At 44.3% G+C, this 22522-nt stretch carries 23 protein-coding genes and 1 tRNA gene; 7 read left to right on the top strand and 17 right to left on the bottom strand.

The annotated features are described in order from the left end of the window. Nucleotides 1-110: 110 nt before the first annotated feature. Nucleotides 111-1880, bottom strand: a complete 1770-nt coding sequence (gene ptsP, locus ACDZ28_RS21095; protein ID WP_339290619.1) for a phosphoenolpyruvate--protein phosphotransferase — start codon at nt 1878-1880, stop codon at nt 111-113. Continuing rightward, on the bottom strand, nt 1877-3763 hold the full coding sequence (locus ACDZ28_RS21090; protein ID WP_042126806.1) for a glucose PTS transporter subunit IIA: 1887 nt from the start codon (nt 3761-3763) through the stop codon (nt 1877-1879). The genes ptsP and ACDZ28_RS21090 overlap by 4 nt, the downstream gene beginning before the upstream one ends. Nucleotides 3764-4176: 413 nt before the next feature. Here ACDZ28_RS21090 and ACDZ28_RS21085 point away from each other — a divergent pair, with 413 nt between their 5' ends. Continuing rightward, nucleotides 4177-5358, top strand: a complete 1182-nt coding sequence (locus tag ACDZ28_RS21085; protein WP_375102427.1) for an IS256 family transposase — start codon at nt 4177-4179, stop codon at nt 5356-5358. A 293-nt stretch (nt 5359-5651) separates the two neighbouring features. On the opposite strand, the gene ACDZ28_RS21080 is transcribed toward ACDZ28_RS21085, so the two are convergent. From ACDZ28_RS21080 to aroA, 3 genes are all read right to left on the bottom strand, one after another. Next, complete coding sequence (locus tag ACDZ28_RS21080) at nt 5652-6320, bottom strand: hypothetical protein (protein ID WP_375102682.1); 669 nt, start codon at nt 6318-6320, stop codon at nt 5652-5654. 158 nt (nt 6321-6478) lie between these two features. After that, nucleotides 6479-6913, bottom strand: a complete 435-nt coding sequence (locus tag ACDZ28_RS21075) for a CoA-binding protein (protein WP_042126802.1) — start codon at nt 6911-6913, stop codon at nt 6479-6481. Nucleotides 6914-6999: 86 nt separating this feature from the next. Beyond that, the gene (gene aroA / locus ACDZ28_RS21070; RefSeq protein WP_375102681.1) at nt 7000-8292 is read right to left on the bottom strand and encodes a 3-phosphoshikimate 1-carboxyvinyltransferase; all 1293 of its coding nucleotides are present in this window, start codon (nt 8290-8292) and stop codon (nt 7000-7002) included. Between the two features lie 109 nt (nt 8293-8401). On the opposite strand from aroA, the gene ACDZ28_RS21065 reads away from it, so the two are divergent. Then, entirely contained in the window at nt 8402-8707 is a 306-nt protein-coding gene (locus tag ACDZ28_RS21065; RefSeq protein ID WP_042126799.1) for a rhodanese-like domain-containing protein, read from the top strand. A 4-nt stretch (nt 8708-8711) separates the two neighbouring features. Here ACDZ28_RS21065 and ACDZ28_RS21060 read toward each other — a convergent pair whose 3' ends face one another. From ACDZ28_RS21060 to ACDZ28_RS21045, 4 genes are all read right to left on the bottom strand, one after another. Continuing rightward, entirely contained in the window at nt 8712-9260 is a 549-nt protein-coding gene (locus tag ACDZ28_RS21060) for a shikimate kinase (protein ID WP_375102680.1), read from the bottom strand. Nucleotides 9261-9528: 268 nt separating this feature from the next. Further along, entirely contained in the window at nt 9529-10944 is a 1416-nt protein-coding gene (gene gndA, locus ACDZ28_RS21055) for an NADP-dependent phosphogluconate dehydrogenase (RefSeq protein WP_076117650.1), read from the bottom strand. 267 nt (nt 10945-11211) lie between these two features. After that, complete coding sequence (locus ACDZ28_RS21050; protein WP_042126793.1) at nt 11212-11808, bottom strand: hypothetical protein; 597 nt, start codon at nt 11806-11808, stop codon at nt 11212-11214. 344 nt (nt 11809-12152) lie between these two features. After that, entirely contained in the window at nt 12153-13442 is a 1290-nt protein-coding gene (locus ACDZ28_RS21045) for an MFS transporter (protein WP_375102679.1), read from the bottom strand. A 96-nt stretch (nt 13443-13538) separates the two neighbouring features. On the opposite strand from ACDZ28_RS21045, the gene ACDZ28_RS21040 reads away from it, so the two are divergent. Continuing rightward, on the top strand, nt 13539-15014 hold the full coding sequence (locus ACDZ28_RS21040; protein WP_042126789.1) for an aminotransferase class I/II-fold pyridoxal phosphate-dependent enzyme: 1476 nt from the start codon (nt 13539-13541) through the stop codon (nt 15012-15014). Between the two features lie 130 nt (nt 15015-15144). On the opposite strand, the gene ACDZ28_RS21035 is transcribed toward ACDZ28_RS21040, so the two are convergent. Both ACDZ28_RS21035 and ACDZ28_RS21030 read right to left on the bottom strand, forming a co-directional pair. Next, on the bottom strand, nt 15145-15456 hold the full coding sequence (locus ACDZ28_RS21035; protein WP_036686118.1) for a DUF1292 domain-containing protein: 312 nt from the start codon (nt 15454-15456) through the stop codon (nt 15145-15147). An 80-nt stretch (nt 15457-15536) separates the two neighbouring features. Continuing rightward, the gene (locus ACDZ28_RS21030) at nt 15537-16091 is read right to left on the bottom strand and encodes a copper amine oxidase (RefSeq protein WP_375102678.1); all 555 of its coding nucleotides are present in this window, start codon (nt 16089-16091) and stop codon (nt 15537-15539) included. 165 nt (nt 16092-16256) lie between these two features. Here ACDZ28_RS21030 and ACDZ28_RS21025 point away from each other — a divergent pair, with 165 nt between their 5' ends. Further along, nucleotides 16257-16994, top strand: a complete 738-nt coding sequence (locus ACDZ28_RS21025) for an MBL fold metallo-hydrolase (RefSeq protein ID WP_339290609.1) — start codon at nt 16257-16259, stop codon at nt 16992-16994. Nucleotides 16995-17058: 64 nt separating this feature from the next. Here ACDZ28_RS21025 and ACDZ28_RS21020 read toward each other — a convergent pair whose 3' ends face one another. The 4 genes from ACDZ28_RS21020 to ACDZ28_RS21005 all read right to left on the bottom strand — a co-directional run bounded on the left by ACDZ28_RS21020 (nt 17059) and on the right by ACDZ28_RS21005 (nt 19329). Beyond that, nucleotides 17059-17298 carry a DUF3892 domain-containing protein gene (locus ACDZ28_RS21020; protein ID WP_036686113.1) on the bottom strand — a complete coding sequence of 80 codons (240 nt, stop codon included), beginning with the start codon at nt 17296-17298 and terminating at the stop codon, nt 17059-17061. A gap of 85 nt (nt 17299-17383) precedes the next feature. Beyond that, nucleotides 17384-17827, bottom strand: a complete 444-nt coding sequence (locus ACDZ28_RS21015) for a GNAT family N-acetyltransferase (protein WP_042126779.1) — start codon at nt 17825-17827, stop codon at nt 17384-17386. Between the two features lie 108 nt (nt 17828-17935). Next, nucleotides 17936-18148 (bottom strand): hypothetical protein, encoded by a 213-nt coding sequence (locus ACDZ28_RS21010; RefSeq protein ID WP_042126777.1) that lies wholly within the window; start codon nt 18146-18148, stop codon nt 17936-17938. A gap of 104 nt (nt 18149-18252) precedes the next feature. Then, nucleotides 18253-19329 carry a site-2 protease family protein gene (locus ACDZ28_RS21005; RefSeq protein ID WP_375102677.1) on the bottom strand — a complete coding sequence of 359 codons (1077 nt, stop codon included), beginning with the start codon at nt 19327-19329 and terminating at the stop codon, nt 18253-18255. 196 nt (nt 19330-19525) lie between these two features. Between ACDZ28_RS21005 and ACDZ28_RS21000 the strand changes: the two genes are divergently transcribed. The 3 genes from ACDZ28_RS21000 to ACDZ28_RS20990 all read left to right on the top strand — a co-directional run bounded on the left by ACDZ28_RS21000 (nt 19526) and on the right by ACDZ28_RS20990 (nt 21350). Further along, nucleotides 19526-20713, top strand: a complete 1188-nt coding sequence (locus ACDZ28_RS21000) for a copper amine oxidase N-terminal domain-containing protein (protein WP_375102676.1) — start codon at nt 19526-19528, stop codon at nt 20711-20713. 130 nt (nt 20714-20843) lie between these two features. Next, nucleotides 20844-21146, top strand: coding sequence for a hypothetical protein (locus tag ACDZ28_RS20995; protein ID WP_042187286.1), 303 nt, complete (start codon nt 20844-20846; stop codon nt 21144-21146). Nucleotides 21147-21278: 132 nt separating this feature from the next. Beyond that, nucleotides 21279-21350, top strand: a tRNA-Val gene (locus ACDZ28_RS20990). A 343-nt stretch (nt 21351-21693) separates the two neighbouring features. Here the strand turns inward: ACDZ28_RS20990 and ACDZ28_RS20985 are convergent. After that, nucleotides 21694-21981 carry a hypothetical protein gene (locus ACDZ28_RS20985; RefSeq protein ID WP_339290603.1) on the bottom strand — a complete coding sequence of 96 codons (288 nt, stop codon included), beginning with the start codon at nt 21979-21981 and terminating at the stop codon, nt 21694-21696. A 165-nt stretch (nt 21982-22146) separates the two neighbouring features. Beyond that, a complete protein-coding gene (locus ACDZ28_RS20980) occupies nt 22147-22446 on the bottom strand; it encodes a hypothetical protein (protein WP_375102675.1) in 300 nt (99 codons plus the stop codon). Between the last annotated feature and the right edge of the window lie 76 nt (nt 22447-22522).

Raw genomic sequence — 22522 nt, 5'->3', positions numbered from 1 at the left:
CGCTGAAGCGCAAACGGTTTTGTTTTTTTACAAATGATCTGGTACAAAAGAAAAAGGCCCGGCAAGAATGCCGAACCTTGATCTGAACTTGATGATGTTACGCTTGATAACTATGAAGAGGCTTTCTCCTTTGTTTCCACGCTCGTTCCAAGCGAAATACCGCTTTTCTGAGCGTAAGCACTTAGGATTTCCTCCGTCTCCGAGCTTGTACGATGATGGAAGCAAGCTTTTGCAACCCTGGTAGCATCTATAGCCAGTGTATTCAGGGTACGGTGTTTAACCTTCAGCAGCGCCTGTGGCGACATGCTAAGATCACTAATCCCTAGCTCCAGCCAAAGTGGCAAAGAACGCTCATCTGCCGCCATTTCACCACATACGCTAATATCTATTTTTGCATTACGCGCTGCTTCTACAGTCATACGAATCATGCGCAGAACCGCTGGATGATATGGATGATACATATGCGCAATTTGTTCATTCATACGGTCTACAGCTAATACATATTGCACCAAATCGTTCGTACCGATACTGAAAAAATCAACTTCCTCAGCCAGTAAATCCGCAATCATAACCGCAGCTGGAACTTCAATCATAATACCGACTGGAATATTCCGATTAAACGGGATGCCCCGCAGCTCCAGTTCAGTCTTCACTTCTTCCAATACAGCTTTTGCTGCCTGTACTTCTTCTACAGAAGATATCATTGGGAACATTAGCTTTACATTCCCATATGCACTCGCCCGCAAAATGGCGGTTAGTTGAGTTTTGAACATATCTTGTCGATTCAAGCTGATTCGAATAGCACGATAGCCAAGGAACGGATTCTGTTCTTCTGGTAGCTGGAAGTAATCCAGATGCTTGTCCCCGCCTATATCCAGCGAACGGATCACAACCATATTGCTGCCTACCTTCTCGACCACCTGTTTATACACTTCGAATTGTTCATCCTCAGTCGGGAAAGAACTGCGATCCATATAAAGAAACTCTGTGCGGAATAGACCTACACCTTCAGCTCCATACTTGAGCGCTAAATTCAGTTCTTTAACAGAGCTGATATTACCGGCTAACCGCAGGTTAACACCATCTTTTGTGACGGCATCGACAGTAGCAAGCAATTCCAATTGTTCTTTCTTTTTATGCTGCTTATTCCGAAGAGAAACATATTCATTGATTGTTACCTCATCAGGATGAATTTGCACAGATCCGGTATCGCCGTCTATCACGAGCATATCTCCGGTCTGAATAGGATTAGACAAATTATTCTCCAAACCTGCTACGAGCGGAATGCCCAGCGCACGAGCCATAATGGAGGAATGCGAGGTTTTACCGCCCATCATAGTAACAATACCTAGAACATAAGTTGGGTTCAAGTGAGCTAACTGGGAAGGAGACAACTCCTTCGCTACGAGAATATACGGCTGTGTATCGGATGGCAACGTAACCTCAGGAGCACCTAAAAGATGCTTTAACAGACGATTTCCGACATCCTTGATATCGACCGCCCGTTCCTTCATGTATTCATCATCTAGCAAATCAAACATCGCTACAAAATGATCAATCGCTTCCTTAACAGCTACTTCCGCCGCCTTATATTGGCGTTCAATAATCCCCCGGATTTCACTCATGAACACCGGATCATCCAATATCGCCAGATGAGCATCAAAAATGCTGGATTCCTCTGGACCGACCACTTCTCTGAATTCCTTTTTGATGAATTCAATTTCGTCCTTAGAGGTACGGATACCTTCGTATAAACGCTCAAACTCCTTAGCTAGATCCACTGGGTTCACTTGTGTGTCTGGTAAGCTCCACTCCCAGTTCGGTAAGACAAAGGCCTTCCCGATAGCTACACCTGCTGCTGCGCCTATGCCTTGTATCATCCTTCTATCCCTCCAACGTTACTTTCATGTAAGACTACGGACATTACAGAAGATTGCCCCTTTTTAACATTTTTAAATGGAGCGTAGCTCCATGATTTTACTCGATCAGGATTCGTAATCACCATTGGTGTAGCCAGTGAAGCCGCATGCTCACGCAAATAAGCGAGGTCGAATTTAACCAGCAATTGACCTGGCTCCACGCTGTCACCCTCTTTTACAACCGCCTCAAATGGCCCTTTAAGCTGCGAAGTATCGATCCCTATATGCATAAGTACCTCCAGCCCTTCCGGCGTAGCAATACCGACGGCATGCATTGTAGGGTAGACGTGCATAACCTTCCCGAATACAGGCGAAGTAAGCTCCCCTTTTTCCGGCAAAAATGCAACTCCATCACCCACCAGCTTCGCTGCAAAGATGTGATCTGGCACTTCCTCAATGGGCATCATTCTACCCTGCATCGGAGAACTGAACAGCACCTGCGGCAAATCTCGAAGCATCAGCTTGTTAATCTCCTCGCGGATCAGCTCTGAATACGTACCAAATACTACCTGAACATTACCGCCACCGAGCTTGATAATCCCGGCAGAACCAAGACCTTTAAGCGCCCCAGTATCAATAAATCGATCATTGTGGACGGTAAGCCGCAAACGAGTGATACAGGACTGCACTTGTACAATATTCTCCTTACCACCTAGCGCCTCTAAGATTAGCGGTGCCTGATAAGGGATGTTACCTGCCCAATCCCCGAGTTCCGAACCTTCTTCACGTCCTGGTGTCGGAATCTGAAAACGGCGAATCGCCCAGCGGAACAAATTATAATATACAATCCCATAACCAATGCCGATCGGAATCAAAAGCCAAGCCCTCTGCGACAGATGCAAATTTAAAAAGAAGTCAATGGCTCCTGCTGAATAAGAGAATCCGTGGTGAATTCCAAGCATGTAGGTCAGCACCATAGCGAGACCGGACATTACAGTATGTACCGCGAATAAATACGGAGAAGCAAACAAAAACGCGAATTCGATCTGCTCCGAAACCCCAGTTAGAAAACAAACCAAAGCGGCTCGCATGAAAGTCTTTTTAATCTTAGGCTTCAAATCCTCACGCGCTTCCTGAATAATTGCAAAAGCAATGGCTGGCAGTGCGAACATCATTATCGGAAACAAACCTGCCATAAAAATGCCCGCTGTAGGATCGCCTGCAAAAAAACGTGGCAAATCCCCCTGAACGACAGTGCTACCATCAGGAGTTGTGAAGTTTCCAAACTGAAACCAAAACACATTATTAAGAATATGGTGAAGACCGAAGGCTGTCAGTACTCTATATAGTACCCCATAAATAAAAACGCCAAATCCGCCCGTCTGCAATATCCCCTGAAAAAGATCATCCAGTCCTCTTTGCAGCAGTGGAGATATCCCTAACATCACCCATGCAAAGCCAGCCGAAAACAATCCCATGAACAGCAAAACAAAACGCGACCCTCCAAAAAACTGGATCGCCTCTGGAAGCTTGATATTTTTAAACCGGTTTTGAGCGATACCGGCGACTATACCCAGCAAAATTCCGATAAGTGTTGCAGGTTGTACAAGCCCGTCTCCCATATGGGTAACAATCCGGTCGTAAGTGAACATCCCAGCCAACGCTGCAAGACCCGCCGTTCCAGCTTGATTGGATAATCCCCATGCTACACCCACAGCAAACAAATAAGGCATAAAATAAAAGATTCCCTGCCCAGCGTATGTAGCCACTTCGGATACCGAAGAAAGTCCCCATGCAGACCAAGGTAAGCTGCCCAAACTAAGCAAAATGGCTGCCGCCGGCAGTACCATGGTAGGAAGCATTATGGCTCTGCCCAATTGCTGCAATGATCCGAGCCAATTCAAGGCTACCCTCTCCTTTCTTTCTATATTGAATGGTACGCGCTGCGGGTGTTTTTGTCAAAATAAACTGAAGAAAAAATTCCGGTGTATTAGGCTTATTTCTCTAACCTATTTACCGCATCAAGAATTCAAGTCGTATGAGCTGAAGAATTTAGTATAAGATATCGACCTTTCATTTCTCAAGATGCTATTTAGAGACTTTTTGGAGAATCTCTGGGGACTTTTATAACTTCGGATTAAAGACCCCTGGGTGGTTCTCGTATTCTAATGTATTATGTGCAACAGAATGAGCTTAATTTTGATGAAAAAGATGGCGTAAAGTAAGTTGTGTACCAAGATTTGGAGCCTAGTCAGGCAACAAAAAAGTAGGGTATTCTCGGGATTGTCGAAGTCCACTAAGAAAGGAACCCTACTCGATGACTATTCTACCCGAAAACATGTTAAATAATCTATTTGAAAATCTTGTCACCCAATTTGTAAAAGATAATCTAGAGTCCATTATGAAAGCGGAAATCCAGCAATTCATGACCAGTGAAGAAGCCGGGAACCACAACAGCCGCAACGGATACTACACCCGGGATCTACACACGAAATACGGAAATGTAGAGGATCTGGCCGTTCCTAGGGACCGTCAAGGAGCCTTCCAAACGCAGTTGTTCGAGCCCTACCAGCGGCGAGATGGATGGCTAGAGGAGGCTGTCATCCAGATGTACAAAAGTGGTATGGGAACGCGAGATGTGGCCCGGTTCATTGAAAGTATGTTCGGCAGCCACTATTCACCCACGACCGTTAGCAACATTACAGCTACGGTACTTGACGACATTCATCAGTGGCAGAAGCGCCCGTTAAACAAACGCTACTCCGTTATCTACCTGGATGGCCTATATGTGAAACTCAAGCGCAGCACCGTTAGCGGAGAAGTCGTTTATTTCGCCATGGGGATCGACGAAGACGGTCACCGCCAGATCCTTGGCTTTTACGTAGGCGGCCAGGAGAGCGCAAACGGCTGGCGCGAGGTGCTCAAAGACCTCTACGACCGTGGTGTCCAGGAAGTCTTGCTGGGCGTGTTTGATGGGCTTCCGGGACTCGATGCAGCGTTCCGTGAAACTTATCCGAAGGCGGATGTGCAGCATTGTATCGTCCACAAAGTGCGTTCGACCTTCCCGAAAATTCGGATTCAGCACAAAACGGAAGTCATTGAAGATCTGAAGACGATCTACACGGCTGCAGACCACGATCTGGCTCGGGCTGCGTTTGACACGGTGAAGGCCAAATGGGGCAAGCTCTACCCGAAAGAAATGCGGTCTTGGGAAGAACAGTTGCCAACGCTGCTGACCTTTTACAAGTATCCTGCGCTCATAAAGGAAGCCATCTACACGTCCAATCCAATTGAACGAATGAACAAGGAAATCCGAAAGCGTCTGAAACCCATGAATAGCCTCACGAATATGGATGCAGCAGAGAAAATTGTTTACCTCGACGTGATGGACTACAACGAACGCTTTAGCGAACGGGTCATTCGCGGTTTCGGCGATCTAGAAGTAAAGAAGAAACTAAATGAGATGTTTGAAGCACGATATCCACCGCAGGCAGAGTAAAACAAGTAGCTCGAATTCCCTTTTCCCTTGGGGCGGGGCCCCCGCCCCAAGGAACATCTGCACTAACTAACGAACACCCGAGAAGTTACCTTCTACTCTCTTACACAAACTTCTTGACGCTGCCATGAAAAATGGGTTTGATTGCATTTTGTACAATAGAAAATCCCTAAATCACTCTATTAAGGATCTATTGCTCTTTTTGATTGTACAAAGTGCAATCAAGGTAACTTTTTTAAACTAAAATGAAGATTCTATTGTACAAAGTGCAATCAAACGCTAAAATCACTCACTCGTCACCATTTTTGTTCAGGATGCATTGGTCGCAACTCATAATGTCTAACCCCTCTTTTACTTATCATTGGCTTTAGCAGCCCTTTCTCACTCAACGAGTGTAGCAATCTGCGCGCCGTACGAAAGTTAATACTGAAATGCATGGTCACATCCTTCGGACGAATCGCCCTCCCCAGTCGCCAAGCCAAACGCAGAACCTCCTTCTCCTCGGAGAAAATATCCACACTTGCAGATTTACGCGCCAAATGAGGTGCCAGCACCAATTGCAATAGCATCCGGCACACCTCAGGGCGGTGCTGAAGATCATCAACAGAAAAATGAATCATTTTCCACCCCATTCCGGTCAAAAAAGTGTCCCGATTCACTGCATAGTTGAATCTCTCGCGGTCCATGTCCTTCACATGGCTTTGAAACCCGTCGCACTCAATTCCTAGGCTGCTGCCGCTCTGCGGAAGAAAAGCGAAGTCCAGGAACTGAGATTTACGGTTCCAGTCGTACACTTCGTATTCTGGATGCAAATCATCGAGACTCTCAAACAATGGCCACCATACATTCTGCAAGAACAGCTTCTCAGCATAATTATGCCCTCTAACCAGCCTCCCCCTTCTTTCCCCTGATCTTTCAGTCAAGTGCTTGTTAATGAACATAGCATGTGCTTCTTCAAATTCCATTATGGTATCGGTATCCTCCCCTATAAAAATGAAAAAAACGCCCTTCACCGCAAATCATGCGGATAAAGGACGTTCTTCGTCTGACTTCAGTATAACAAGTTCAAATGGTGATTTGCATTAAAAATTGCACCGACTTCGTCTACACTCTCTGATCGAACTTACGCCCGACTACGCCCATGCATCGTGATCGCTTCCTCGACCTTGATGCAGCGGTCCATAATCGCCGTCATACCGTGCTCAGCGGCGATTTCAGCGGCTTCCTGGCTGATAATCCCCTGCTGGAGCCAGAGCACACGTGCGCCGATGTCAGCGGCTTCCTGTGCGACCTTAGCACAGTGTTCGCTACGACGGAACACATTGACAATGTCAACCGGCTCTGGAATTTCTGCCAACGTATGATAGCACTTCTCTCCCAGTATTTCACCGTCAACCAAAGGGTTTACAGGGATAATCCGATATCCCCGACTTTGCATAGCACCCGCAACCATATAGGAGGTACGGTCTGTTTTGTCAGACAGGCCAACAACTGCAATATTACCGGCAGAAGCAAGGATATCTCCGATCTGCTCCCGGCTTGGATTCTCAAAGCTCATACATAGTGCCCCTTTCCATAGTTACACTTTATGATCCTGATTTACTTCACTGAAGACTGAAGCTAGTTTCGCTAGCCCCCTTACTTCTATTGTACCCACTCTACATTCGCACCAAGCGCACGCAGGTGATCAAAGTATTGCGGATACGACTTAGCAACATGGTGAGCATCTTTGATCAAGAGCGGTTTACGAGCACGTAAACCTACTACTGACAAAGCCATAATTACACGGTGGTCGTAATGTGCGTTGATGGTCACACCACCTTCGACACCTTCCGGCATGCCGTGAACGATAATTTCATCGCGGCGTTCCTCAACATTGGCTCCTGCACGAGTCAACTCTGCCAAGTAATCAGTTATACGATCACATTCCTTATATCGCAGATTCTCAACGTTATAGAACCGCGAAGTACCTTCAGCAAATACAGCAGCAGCTACCATAGCCAGCACTGCATCGGTTGCAGCATCACCGTCGAATTCAACGGCTTTCAGAACACCGTTCCCTTGAACGTGTACCGTTCCCTCATTATGAGTAAGAGGTACTTCCATCATACGCAGCACATCAACAATGGCTCTTTCTCCCTGTTTACTCTGTTCCACAAGTCGATGAACCTTAACATCCGACTTTGTAACAGCAGCCGCCGCAAGAATAGCCGCGGAGCCAGGATAGTCACCTTGAACTGTATAAGTCTTAGCCGCATAGGCTTGACGACCCGGCACTTTAAAGGACATGTAATCATCCGCCGCATGAACCACAATTCCCGCCTGCTCCAATACTTCTAACGTCTGACCTACGACAACCTTCGATTTCAAATCATCAAGGACAATAATTTCACTATCTTCTTCAAGCAATGGTGTCAGGAACAGAAGAGCGCTTAGGAATTGGGAGCTGACTGCACCGGAAACTGTAATTTTACCCCCAACAGGTTTACCTCCACGGATCGTGATCGGCAGTTTTCCTTCGTTATGCTCTACCTTTACACCAAGCTGTTCTAGAGACACGATCAGATCGTCATGCGGACGTTTGCCCAAAGAGTCAGGATACGTATTTACAAATGTAACCTCAGGGCTTAGCGCAGCCACAGCCATTAGAAAACGTAATACTGCTCCAGCATTCCCCACATTAAGTTCCTTAACATCCTTCGGTTTGCGTCCAAAGCCTTGAATCACAATTTTCTCATCATCTTCTGTGAGTACAGCTCCCAAATCTGCAATACAACGACGGATTGCATCGCTGTCTTCACTATGTGCCGGATGATAAATCGTACTTACACCTTCTGACAATGCGGTAACCAGTAAATAACGAGTGGTATAGTTTTTGGAAGAGAGAGCTCCGAATTCCCCCTGCAAAGATGGCGTTGGCCTAACAATAACGTCCATAATATAAACTCTCCTTAGTAGATATAGTTGTATGTAGTGCTTGTTTGACAGGGTAATCCATGCTTGTGTTATCATTAAACCATTCTTCTGATGAAAAGAGGTCACAACCATGCATAATGTTCCACAAATCACACCGCAAGAATTGCGGCAGTGTCTAGAGACAGGGGAAGACCTTGTACTCATCGACGTTCGTGAAGACGAAGAGGTTGCCTTCGGGATGATTCCCGGTGCACAGCATATCCCCATGGGAGAAATTCCACATCGCACAGAGGATATTCCAAGCGATGCTAAAGTAATCTTTATTTGCCGTTCCGGTGCACGAAGCCAGCGTGTATGCGAATATCTACAACAGTTTGGCATTAATGCTACAAATTTAAGCGGCGGTATGATTGAATGGAATGAAACACTCTCTTAAAAGCTCAACCGCGGTAATGCATTAAAATATGTTGCGACACTTCTGCCGCAGTCAGTCCCGTTGTATCGACCGTGTAATGCGCGAACAGGTAAGCATCATGGCGGTCTTCCATAATCCGTCTAACCCGTTCTTCTGCATTGCCGGCGAGCAGCGGACGATTCTGATCTCCACTAACGCGGGCAATAATCTCTTCTTCCGTTGCCGTCAGCGCAACCACATGCCCTTTACTCAGCATTAACGCTGTATTCCCCGGCGCCAATACTGCGCCTCCACCTGTGGATATTAATTTATTCTCGGACTCTAGCATACGTTTTAGAACCGCTGTTTCCACGCTTCGAAAGTATTCCTCGCCATCTTCTGCGAAGATTTCCGCAATGCTTCTGCCTTCAGTTTCAATAATGACATGATCTAAATCAACCAGCTCATAGCCTAGTTCCCTAGCTAAAATAGCACCTACTGTTGACTTCCCTGTTGCCATCATCCCTACTAAAATAATGTTCTTATTTCTTTGCTCTTCGTTCAACTTTTTATATTCTTCTGTATCCCCAGTCATGTCTATCCTCCAACCGCGATATTTGTCATATCATAACACAGGGTCAAAACATTAGACAATCTGCTTCACATAGTAAATACACATCAAATTTTCAATAAAAAAGGCCCGAAAGCCTCCCATTTCTGGTGAAGCAATTCGGGCCACTTTTTTTGAAAATATAAGAAAGTATAAGTTTCACGTTATACATTATCCTTATACTTCTCGCATAAACGCTTACCGCCCTTTAGGACGCCGAGAACGTTTTTGCTTATAACCGTAACAAACTAGATTATTCTGCTGACATCCAGTTGTGGTGGAAGACGCCTTCTTTGTCTACACGTTTGAACGTATGAGCGCCGAAGTAATCGCGTTGAGCCTGTAGCAGGTTCGCAGGCAGTCTTTCTGTACGATAGCTATCATAGTAAGCCAATGCGCTGGAGAAACCAGGTACTGGAACACCCATCGTTACAGCTGAAGCGATAACTTTACGCCATGCGGATTGGTAGTTGTCCATAACATCCTTGAAGAAAGGATCAAGCAATAGGTTCTTAAGGTCTGCATTGTTCTCGTAAGCATCTGTGATGTTTTGTAGGAAACGAGAACGGATAATGCAGCCTCCACGCCAAATTTTAGCCAACTCGCCATATTTCAGATCCCAACCGTATTCGTCGGAAGCTACGCGCAGTTGAGCGAAACCTTGAGCATAGGATACGATTTTACTTGCGAACAATGCTTTACGCACGTTCTCGATGAATTCAGCTTTGTCGCCATCAAATGGCGTAGTTTCTGGTCCGTTAAGCACTTTGCTTGCTTCTACGCGCTCATCCTTCATTGCAGACAAGAAGCGTGAGAATACGGATTCAGTGATCATGGACAAAGGTACGCCAAGATCCAGTGAGCTTTGGCTTGTCCATTTACCAGTTCCCTTTTGGCCAGCGGAATCAAGGATCACGTCAACCATTGGTTTACCAGTTTCTTCGTCATACTGAGCAAAAATATCTGTAGTAATCTCGATCAGGTAGCTGTCGAGCTCACCGCTATTCCACTCTTTGAAAATGTTGTGAAGTTCTTTTGCATCCAGACCTAGAACGTCTTTGAGCAGCTGGTAAGCTTCACAGATCAATTGCATATCACCATATTCGATACCGTTGTGCACCATTTTAACATAGTGTCCCGCACCGTCTGGTCCGATATATGTACAGCAAGGCTCACCGTTAACTTTAGCTGAGATTGCAGTTAGGATTGGTTCAACTAGCTTATACGCGCTTTCTTGACCGCCAGGCATAATGGAAGGACCTTTAAGAGCTCCTTCTTCACCGCCAGAAACCCCAGTTCCGACAAAGCGGAAGCCTTTTTCTTCCAGATATTTACTGCGACGAACCGTATCAGGGAAATAAGCATTTCCTCCGTCGATAATAATGTCGCCTTGATCAAGATGCGGCAACAGTTGCTCGATGGTAGCATCAGTAGCTTTACCAGCTTGAACCATGATCAGAATTTTGCGCGGTGTTTCCAGCGAAGCTACAAATTCCTCAACGGAAAATGTGCCTACGAGGTTTTTACCTTCCGCCTCAGCAAGAAGATCATGTGTCTTCTCCGGTGAGCGGTTAAACACGGATACGGAAAAACCTTTGCTTTCGATATTTAGAGCCAAATTCTTGCCCATTACCGCCAAGCCAATAACGCCGATTTGTTGTTTTGCCATCTGGTCCTCCACCCTTTGCACCCTATATTTTTGGGAAATCCATTTCTCGCAGTATAAGAATACCACCCTTTATCAGAGACAGCAAAGCCTGCCCTGCGAAGAGAGATCAAATTCATTGACAAAACCATTGCCAACCTGAAAATGATCACAATGACTATTTTAACGTTTTTAGCGCCAGAAGTGAACCCCTGTCTGCAAGTTCTCACACAAATCTAAGACACCCCGAAGTTCGGGGTGCCCCTAAGCAACATTTGCCCGACACTTTGTTTACCATTCTAACGTATACAATTCCTTCGTCAAAAAGGTAAGCTGAGCTCGGCATTTGTCCGCGCGAACCGTATCCTCTGCCTTAAGTGCATCATTTAATCGATCCAGCTGCTCATCCACTTCAATCCTACGCTGGCGAATCCGTTCTTCCCCTTCAACAGAATAATAGAGCTTGGTCAGCTCCTCATCGGTGAGCATAGGACCCTTCTGGTATAAGACCCGCTGCTGATAACCCGAGATTTCGACAAGACGTATCACTTCGCCGAACAAAATATTTTCAATAATAATCTGACGGTCTCGGAAACGTTTTACAATGGCATGGCCCCGCATGTCCCCAATTAATTTCTCCATCCATTCAGACAAGCGAGCATCACGAATCATATAGTCACCCACGAGTTTATAACCGTCTTTGATCCTTTGAAAACGTAATTTCACCAATTTACGGCCGGTACGGACTGAAATTACAAAGACCTGATCGTTCTCGCTCCAATATAGGGAATAACCTTTTTGAATCAAATCCTTGATCAGGTCCTGGATATGCTGTCTGTCGAAACGCAGCTCCAGGTTACAATACTCCACCTCGTCGTTTTTGTTCACGGCACTCCCCCCTAACTGCTTCACATCTGCAAAGTCAACACCATTCGTTCCATTTCAGAGTATTTATGGCTGCCGGACCTCTTCAAGTAAGCATTACTTTTTGCGTTCGTCTTAGTCTTATTTTATACTTCAGTTTATGTAGCGGTAACTTGGTTTATTGACTATTTTTACCCCCAACAGACATTCTCCAAACGCTAATCGGAATTTTTTATTCCTTTCGGTCCTTTTGGGGCATTATCATTCACAAAATATCGTCTGACGCTATACCGAATGTCTTTTAAATTTCTAAAAAAAGCCGCTGACAACCTAATTCTCAGGTTGTCAGCGGCTTTTCACATTTCAGATCAACTAGGTTTAAATTTCAGCTTCGTTCTGTGCACAATGAGCAAATGCAGCCCGAAGAGCATCAGCATTACAATTCCACTTACTAGGAACGGGACGCCATGACCTACATGGTCCCATAGTCTCCCTGATAGTACCGGACCTGCCACCATCCCAGAGCCTTGCAGCGTCAAGAATAGCCCCCATACAGTCCCTCGTTCCCCCTTAGGGACTTGCTTGGCTAGAAAGGCATTCCAAGCCGGGAGAATAAGCGCGTAGCTTATACCGACCAAAGCCACCGCGATAAAGGCAAGCGGTAGCCAGCGGACCTGTGAGAACAGAGCAAGGGAAAAGGCCGCGAGCAAAAAGCCGATATTCAGAAACACAGTTGTTCCAATTCGGTCCACCAGCTTACCAGCTGGAATCAGAGCAAGCACCGTAATCCCCCCACCTGCAATCAGAAGAAGACTAAACTGATTTGGACTAACATGAAGCTCTGTGCGAGCAAACAAAGTAACTACAGGGGTCATCAAGCCAATGGCAAAAGCCTGAAGAAATAAAGCAGGATATAACCATCGACTGACCTTAAGCGTCGTCTTAACCTGATGCAGTGTTCTTTTTATACTTTCTAACGGACTAATCTTTTTACGCTCAATGACTCCACCGAGCCCCTGCATGTCCCTTACAACGGCATGAGTTCCACTTGGCGAGATTCTCTTAGGTAGAAATAGGGCCACCACAACTACAACAGCTGCACAACCTAACAGGACCAAAAAGGCTACACGATAGCTTTGACCTCCATGATCCATCAAAAAATTCACTACGATCGGACCGATTCCCGTACCTGCCAGCGAGGCCATCTCGACAGCACCCATAGCTGCCCCGCTGCTGCCGCTTTTAGTAGATCCCGCCAATTCGGTGATCCCTGTCATCACACAAGGCCAAAGCGGGGACGTCCCGATCCCAAGAATAAGACAAGCAATCGATAACGTAACTGCTGTTTTAGCATATATTATCATGCCAACAGCTACTAGGATCAACAATAAGGCACTTGTCATGGTCCAGCGAAATCCTATACGCTCCATAACCCAGCCAGAAGGACTGCGGAATAGATTATCACCCAAATACTGGAGTGCAAAGGCAAAACCTACTACCGTCACAGATAGACCCAAAATATTCTCCATATACACGGGTAACAAAGCGACAAGAAGCGACCCTTTCACAAATTCAACTAAAAAAATAATTACCCACATCTCCATAATAAATGGTGATGTCAGACTGATATGTGTACGTTGCACGGCTTTCGTGGACATTCTATCACATCCAAATCCTAGTATTCTGTAGATTGTTTTGTTATACTGATGCTTGCCTTAAATTTTAATATTCGCGAAAGGTTGTGACAGCATTAAATGAATCAACACCGTACTCCCCTCTTCACAGCTTTAAAAAAGCATGCCGCCGGCAATCCCGTTCAATTTCATATTCCGGGGCATAAGAAGGGGCTAGGAACCGATGCCGAATTCCGTGAGTTTATCGGCGATAACGCTCTATCCATCGATCTAATCAACATCGCACCGCTTGATGATCTACATCAGCCCACTGGCGTAATCCAGGAGGCTCAGAAGCTGGCTGCGAAGGCTTTCGGCGCCGACTATACGTATTTTAGCGTACAGGGCACGAGCAATGCCATCATGACGATGATCCTCTCTGTCTGCTCACCGGGTGATAAAATAATTGTGCCGCGTAACATTCATAAATCTGTAATGTCGGCCATTATCTTCTCCGGAGCCAAGCCTGTGTTTGTCTCGCCTGTTCAGGATGAGAATCTCGGGATAGATCACGGCATAACGACCAGTTCGCTGGAACGAGCGTTAAGGCGTCATCCAGACGCCAAAGGAGTTCTAGTAATCAATCCCACGTACTTCGGTGTATGCGCCGACCTGCGTTCGATTGTCGACCTGGCTCACCGTTACGGTGTACCCGTATTGGTGGACGAGGCACATGGAGTACTGATTCATTTTCACGAGGATCTGCCGGTATCGGCCATGCAGGCCGGAGCGGACATAGCTGCCACAAGTGTGCATAAACTTGGCGGCTCCATGACGCAAAGCTCGGTACTGAATCTAAATGCTAAGACGGGTCTGATTAACCCGCAACGGGTACAGACCATTATGAGCATGCTGACTACAACATCCACCTCATATATTTTATTAGCGTCCTTGGATACATCAAGACGTAATCTCGCGCTGAACGGTCATGAAATGGCGGAAAGAACCATTCGATTGTCCAACTATGCACGCGAAACGATCAATACGATCGAAGGCCTGTACAGCTTTGGAAAAGAAATCCTTGGGACAGAAGCCACATTTGATCATGACCCAACTAAGCTCAACATTCATGTGCGCCATTTAGGGATCACAGGATACGAAACCGAAAACTGGTTGCGCGAGAAGTACAACATCGAAGTAGAACTAAGCGACATGTATAATATTCTTTGCCTTATTACCCCAGGTGATACCCAAGAATCAGTAGATAAATTATTAGCTGCACTTCGGGTGTTGTCCGCTATTCATTATAGCAAGGGTGAAATTTACGAGCTTAAGGTTCAGGTTCCAGAAATTCCGCAGCTTGCTCTGATTCCAAGAGACGCTTTTTATGCGGATACACAGTTAGTTCCATTCCGTGAATCTGCTGGCTACATTATTGCAGAATTTATATATGTATATCCGCCGGGAATTCCTATTCTTCTCCCTGGCGAAGTAATCACTCAGGATAACATCGATTATATTATTGACCATGTGGAGATTGGCCTTCCGGTTAAAGGTCCTGAAGACCGCAGCATCACTAACATAAAAGTGATTGTAGAAGCCGATCCTATATCCTAAGATCCATCATTTTCCTAAAAAACTTCATTCATTTATACAAAAACCCGATACCATAATAAGTATCGGGTTTCTGTATATAAACATCAACTGTCATATACACAATAGAACAGCTTAATTTAGTCGCTAAAATCTATTCTTGCTGAGCAAGCAGATTGTTGTAAGCTTCTTCAACAGCTTTCCATTCTTCTTCATCTTCGATATTGTACAATACCATTTCTTCGTCTTCTTCTTCCATACGCAGAATAATGCCGTCTGCTTCTGGATTCTCGCGCTCTAACAACAGAGCGTATAATTTCTCGCCTATGTCGAACGTTTCTACAAGCACCATTTCTACATCTTCGCCCTGCTCGTTCGTCAAGGTCAGCACAAACTCCTCGTGCTCATGGTCGTGATCATGCCCGCAACCGCATGCTTCACCATGCTCATGTTTGTGATCGCTCATTGTAATACCTCACTTTGAATTGTATTATCCTACATCTGGTATCGTACCACGTTAGATTAGTTCAGGTCAATTTAGAACAATCAATTGAGAGCCGTAATTACCTTCTCTGACACAAGAACATAATCTGCATTTTTCGAAGATTTCATATAAAAGCCCACCCGATATTTCCCGGTTTCTTTAAAATCATACGTAAACTCCGAGGTTGGAAACCAGAAATTATCCTTCTTCGAGCCTTCAAGCTCCTGCGACTGAATATCCTTAACATTACCAGATGGGTCCGTTATGGCTACTTTCACAGCTGAAACTTCTTCTGTTAAGCTATCTACTTGGGTTAATATCTTAATCTTGAGCTTGCCAACGTTAACGTTACCAAAGACCGTATTATCCTTAAAAAGAACAATATGAACATTAGGCTTAAGAATCGAGACTTTCCCAGAGCCATCCCAATTCACAAGCCCGCCTGCTTCTCTAGCGGGAATATACGTTTTCCCATCAATTAAATAACCGCCGTCCACAATTTCCTTCCCGTTGTTCCAAACCCTGATTTTCTGATTAACGGAATCGGCGAACAATAATGAACCGCCCATTAAGGAAAAAGCAAACACGCATAAAGTGATTTTTTTCCATCTATTCATTTGAAACCCTCCAAATAATTCATACTGTTAATGTATACTTACTTTGTCTCAGCAAGTTGCGCTAATTGTAGGTAAATATTTCATTCATCTTGCGAAAAATGATATTATGGATTTGTTCAAAGTTGATATATTTAGCCATCAGTGATTTCAGGAGGGTACTTTCTTATGAGTCTGAGCCTACAAATGCTAGGAACCGGCAATGCTTTTGCAAAAAACTATTTCAACAACAATGGCTTGCTACTAGCGGATACTTATACCCTACTGATTGATTGCGGGATTACAGCCCCGCTTGCCATGCATACCATTGGAAAATCTTTCCGAGACGTAAATGCTACTCTAATTACGCATATTCATGCGGATCATGTTGGAGGTCTGGAAGAGCTAGCGCTAACCCTAAAACACGTCTACGGGGAAAAGATGAGATTACTTTTGCCTGAGACGCTTGTTGAGCCTCTATGGAACAACACATTAAAGGGCGGATTATATCAACAAGATGCAGTAGCTTCCCTTACCGATATCTTCGAGGTTACAACTATGAAACCCGGAATTACGTACAAGCTTGCTCCTTCTCTTTCGCTCGAGATCATACATACACCGCATATTCCCGGTAAAGATAGCTATTCTCTTTTAATAAATAACGAGATTTTCTACAGTGCGGATATGACTTTTCAACCGGATCTACTGATAAACCTTGTGCGTGAGCGCGGCATCCGAATGATTCTGCATGACTGTCAGCTTGGTGGATCAGGCGTTGTTCACACCACGCTGGAGGAGTTATTGTCTTTACCCGAGGATGTTCGACGTATCATCAAGCTCATGCATTACAGTGATGAACAACCGCAATTCGTCGGACTTACAGGAGAGATGGAGTTTATAGAGCAGCATCTAATTTATAAACTTTGACTATTATATAAAAAAGACCGTACATTGACGTCCAAGGACGTTAGTACGGTCTTTACCTTTTGAACTATGAGAATGTCGGAAGATTATCCAAATTGTTGGTTGGATCCCCATCCGCATCGCCGCGAATATAAGTCTCCCCGTCTTTACCTTTAAAAGCATTCACTCCGGCAATATTTCCGGCCTGTACTTCTTGAAGCGCTTGATCATACGCCAAGACACGTCCTGTGGAGGTCTGGAAACTGGTTAGATCTCCATCTCCATTTTTCTGTACGGCTACGAAACTTTCGCGTTCGTTATTTGGCACTTTAGTTCGCCCCTTGCAGTAGAATTTGCCATCATAAGGCACATCCTAGCTTGCTTCATGGAACGGTAAATTATGTGCGCTAATTTTAAAGAGTTTTCTGCATCCGTACATGTAGAATGCCTGCGTCATAAAAAGGTTCCGTAGAAATCACTTCATATCCTAGCTTCTTGTAGAAATTCTCAGCTTGACATTGTGCATCAAGAATCGAAGCTTCTAGTCCAAGTTCCCGAGCAAGCTCTTCCATAGCCAGCAACAGAACACGTCCGTATCCTTTAACTCGATAATCTTTCAGCACGGCGATACGCTGCATTTTGGCTGTACCTGCTTTGTAGTAAATCAATCTTCCTGTAGCGACAGGCACTCCTTCATCTATAATCAGAATATGGTGCGCATTCGGACCGATAACATCGTATTCATCAATTTCTTCCTCAACCGGTACCATTTGTTCCTCTACAAATACTTTAGTACGAATATCCAGCCCCATCCGAAGCTGTTCCTCTGTAGTAACCCGTAAGATTTCTGCCGCCATGTTAGTCGCAAACTCCTCTCTCTATGTATCCAACGATAGTTGTCTATTATATAAAAATTTGACTAGAAAGAAAAGCCTGAGCATGAGAAACCGTCTTCTATCTCTGCTCTAATCTACAGTATATACTTCTTCAGGAATCGAACGATTGTATATGTCTTGCATCACTGGTGACAATGGAGGGTACTGACCTTTAATCTTTCCATCTAGATTCGTCATCTCATTGATTTCCATGACTTTTGTTGGCTTTGCCTCGGAGCAACCTACCAAAACCATCAGTAACAACAGACAAACGCCGACTTCCCATTTCATAATTTTAGGCATGGTCATACTCCTTTCACCGTTCAACTGCGGTTATTCTCTTTACAGCTTTGACGGTTCAAGAGTTTTATAAACCATTGGTGAACTTCATTCCCTGATTCTAATCCTTAAAGATTCACATTTCCAATGACATGAACCATGTACATCATCCCTGCCAGAAAACCAGCTAATACAAAATAAGCGATGCCATATTTCCAGCGTGAGCTGGCTGGCACATCGTAATACTTATCATTCTCGTAGACCGTATAGCTAATATCGCAATTCATCTTAAGATGCATCCCATTCTCTAGGGTCACAGGCTCTAGCTGCGAGATACGCACCTTTTCAATTATGCATTGCTGAGGAAGTGTAGCTCTACCAATGTAGTTTAGTTGATCCCATCGCACCCCTACATACTGCTGTCTATCCAAATCACTGTAGGTGGTAAAAGGTAAATCTCTCCTATGCTCTGGCCCTGGAATCATGTAGCCTGCATCTCTAAGTGGCTCCACTGGAATTAAGAAACCCTTTGTTACAGAATAAACACGATTGTTAGAACGTCTCTTAACATATTTGTTATACAGATCGTAAGCAAATAACGCCCAGATTATAAAAAATAAGATCGAACGCATATAGATGATGATGCCCAAACCGCCCACGAGTCCCACAAGCCACAGCCAACGCGTAACTGCAGTAGCAATACGGCCGCCGTCAAGCGGGTGAATCGGAAGCAAGTTGATCAGATTAAGCAAAAAACCTATATAAGCCAAGGAATAGAGTAGCGGACTATCCATGTAATAAGCCGCTCCAAAAACGGCTGTTGCCCCAATGGTTCCTAAGATCGGACCTCCAAAAGCAATATAAGCTTCTGTCTGGGCATCCAGCGGCTGTTTCTTCATTGTAATTAAAGCTCCCAAAAACGGTATAAACAGTGGAGCGCTAACTGGAAGCCCAATTCGTTTAGCAGCTATTACATGCCCTAATTCATGGACTAGCAAGAGCAGAACAAAACCCACGGCAAACCCCCACGGATAAATCAACGCATACGCCCATATCGAAATTATCATCGAAATTAGCGGCCCTGCTATTTTACCTATTTTCAGAAGGGACAAAATCGCCTTTCCTTTAAACAGGAGCATCGCCGCCCCGCCCCCCAACCATTTCCATGGCGTGGAAGAATCCTTTTTCTGCTCATTTTGCGGCAAGATCTCAAACTCCTTTTTCTTTCAATTTTTATCCAACGGCTGTACATTACTATCCATTTTATCATAAGCGCTTAAGGAGTATTTCCATAAAAAAGCATTTGGCTAAATATACGGCGCAACTTTTAAAATCGTTTCAGCGTCAAACAAACAGATAATGGATAATTTTTACTCCTGTTAAAAGAAAGGGCTGACTAATATGAACTCTACATACTTAAAATCATTGCTATCAGCTGTAATGCTCTCTATGCTTCTTCTCCCTACTTCAGCATCAGCAAGTACTCTGCAATCTAATTCCGAGCACGAGACGGTCTCACTCACCTCTGCGTCCAACTCTTCGCAGGTTTACTATCAATTCGGTATTCCTGGTGGAACCGTAGGAGGTCCGGCGGTACTCAAAAATGGAGTAATCTACGTAGATGTTCGAGGAATCGCTGAGAGTGCGGGTCTGAAGATGGAATGGGATAAGTCCGGCGAACGCGCATTGTTCAAAGGCTGGACCAAAAGCTTCGCGGTTCGAATCGGGAGTCAAAATGGTGTTCTTGACGGGAAAACCGTAGCTCTAGGCGGTTCCCCTTTCAAATCTAAAGAAGACGGCATATATGTACCCGCTCGCTTTATCGTTAAAGCATTCGAAGGTAGTAATCTCCATCTGGATCCCAAAACTAATACATTATTAGCGAGCGATCTAAAAACCTACAACGTATTTACAGAAACCTATGGCGGGCGTACTTATACACTAATTAAAGCTAATGGAGACTTATATGTCTCTCAAGGCAAGGATAAAGTGCTTCTTCTCACCTCACTTCAAACTAGTTTTGACTGGGCAGGAATGCAGATTGATAAAACACCGGGTGGACTGCTCGTCATTACGATTACTGACTCTTTTGGAGAACCCCATATCAATACACGTGTTGTCACCCTCGTATTCAAGAATGGCGCGTTACTTCGCAAAGCTACTTTCGCCTACCAGTTCAGAGGAGATGCAGATCTCAAACCGTTTGACGACAATCTGCTATTGCATGATGGCAACACTTTACGATTCGTACAGGATGGCACGGGCAATATAACAGCTACTTTAGATCTATTGAAACTGGGAGGCAAAGAAGATGATGCTTACTATATAGAAGCTATTGATAACGATATCCTTCTGCTCCGCGGTAATCAAAAAGGATTGCTTACCTTAATCGACCGCAAAACAGGAAAGCGAACGCTTTTATACGAGGAGCTGCTTACTGCAAAGGATCAGAAGTACGCAGAAAATAACGATACTCCTTACAAAGGAGATACTTTGAAGTTCGTGAAACGGAGTGGCGATAAGTTGTACTTTTTAAATGACTCCCCGCTTACGGGCAAGAAAGACTTGATCTATACGCTGGGACAATGATTCCGCTTCATTTTAACTTCCTCACACAAAATAGCCCGAATTATATGATGCCCTCTAGGCTAACGCCGTGAACGTTATAGGCTACGAACCATAGACTATTATCAGGGTTATTCAATTGAGGAGGTTATTTATGGATACAAATGCAAATTTACATCAACAGGTCAGTTGGAATTGTATGAACAAATACGTTGGTATTACAACGACTGACGGTCAGTCCTTTGATGGCTTTATTGCCCATGTAGATCAAAACTATGTTACTCTTGCGGTTCCAAGCAACGAAATGGTAGAACGTTTAAACGGAATGCCTACACACGAATCGGCGTATAGACAATTTGGCTTCCGGCCTGGCTTTTTCCCAAGACGTCGCTTCTTTCCACGACGCATCCCATTTTTCGGTATAAGCGATATATTTCTACTCCCGTTCTTTATTTGAGACGGTGAGAGGGGATGTTAGGGGCATCCCCTTTTCTTATTGTTTTTAAGACTATGTAAACTATCATCCCTACAGATTGTAAAAAAAGAATTGCCATCCTACTCTATCGTATGGTATTATGAAATTCGTCGCAGGACGGTAGCTCAGCGGGAGAGCACTATCTTGACAGGGTAGGGGTCATGGGTTCGAACCCCATCCGTCCTATATGTAGAAAGCCTTATTGTATAAGGCTTTTTCTTTTTTTTAGGGATAATTCGGAGTATGACATGAGGAGTAAAACTGGTCTTTGGTCAAGATTTGGTCAAGAATAGTTTTTTAAAATTGTTTTGCAGGTGAGAATGTGCTCTTTTAACGGAATTAACTACTAGGAAAAATCAAATTCAAATAGATAAAAAAGCCGACCTATGGTCGGCTTCTATGTTTTATTCATTGCAGCGGCTTTAATTGTTCGAATCTCAATCTGATAACTGTGAATACAACAATAATTTCTAACCTCATAGTCTCACCTCACGCTTGCATGAGTTACCTGATAAGGTGATTTTTATTTCTATTCTATAAGCTTGGAAGCGGTGAGAAGCTCTCCCTCACTTTCAAGGTAGCGTAACATTCTTTCAATGTCGTCGATTTCGTAACTTCTAACGATAATCATATGCGGAATATGTAATCCTGGTGGATCTATGTTTGGTCGTGAAAGGCTATTATGCAACCTTTCTGGTGTGTATAAAATACTCCACCGCTTGCTGCCATCTACAAGCATTAAGGTGATCTCTACCCAATTCCACTCATTCGAAGAACATTGAACTTTATCATCAAATTTCCAGTTAAGTAAAGACATTTCATCCCCCTCCAAAGTCAGTCAATCAAGAGATCATTCTCTAGTATATTTATTAACCTCTCGATCGCCGTTAGTTTAATCCCGAAATGCTCTTATTAACTGAGGTCGAACAGCCTAAGCGTTGATATATTATGTTATATGAAAGAAATCACCCTCCGATGAATCTTACAAATTGTGTTTCCATGCTTTTAAGAACATTATTGATACCATTTTTATTGTTGCAAGCCTTGAAATAACTTCATCAATTTCCTCAATGTTTACGTTTGCTAATCCATGAGCAATATTATTTCTAGTCAAGTAGTTCTGATCTATCCACTGATTATTGCCTCTAATCATCAATGGCCAATCCTGGCATTCGCCCCAAACTGATATAAATGATTCCCAAATCTGTGATTTCGAACCGTTCTTTGCTCTTTCAGTTCTAGGGTGATACTTAGAAGTCACTATTTCTATTGAATTCCACAATGCGAGAAATGAATCAAAAGCATCTTCAGAAGTAATGCCTTTTCTATACCAGCCATACGCTTTCAGAAAAGTTGGA

Origin of the sequence: Paenibacillus sp. RS8 (assembly GCF_041956825.1) — a bacterium.
In the GTDB taxonomy this organism is placed as follows: domain Bacteria; phylum Bacillota; class Bacilli; order Paenibacillales; family Paenibacillaceae; genus Paenibacillus_AQ.
Note: the sequence above shows the minus strand (reverse complement) of the source record. Positions and strands in the feature narration are given on the sequence as shown.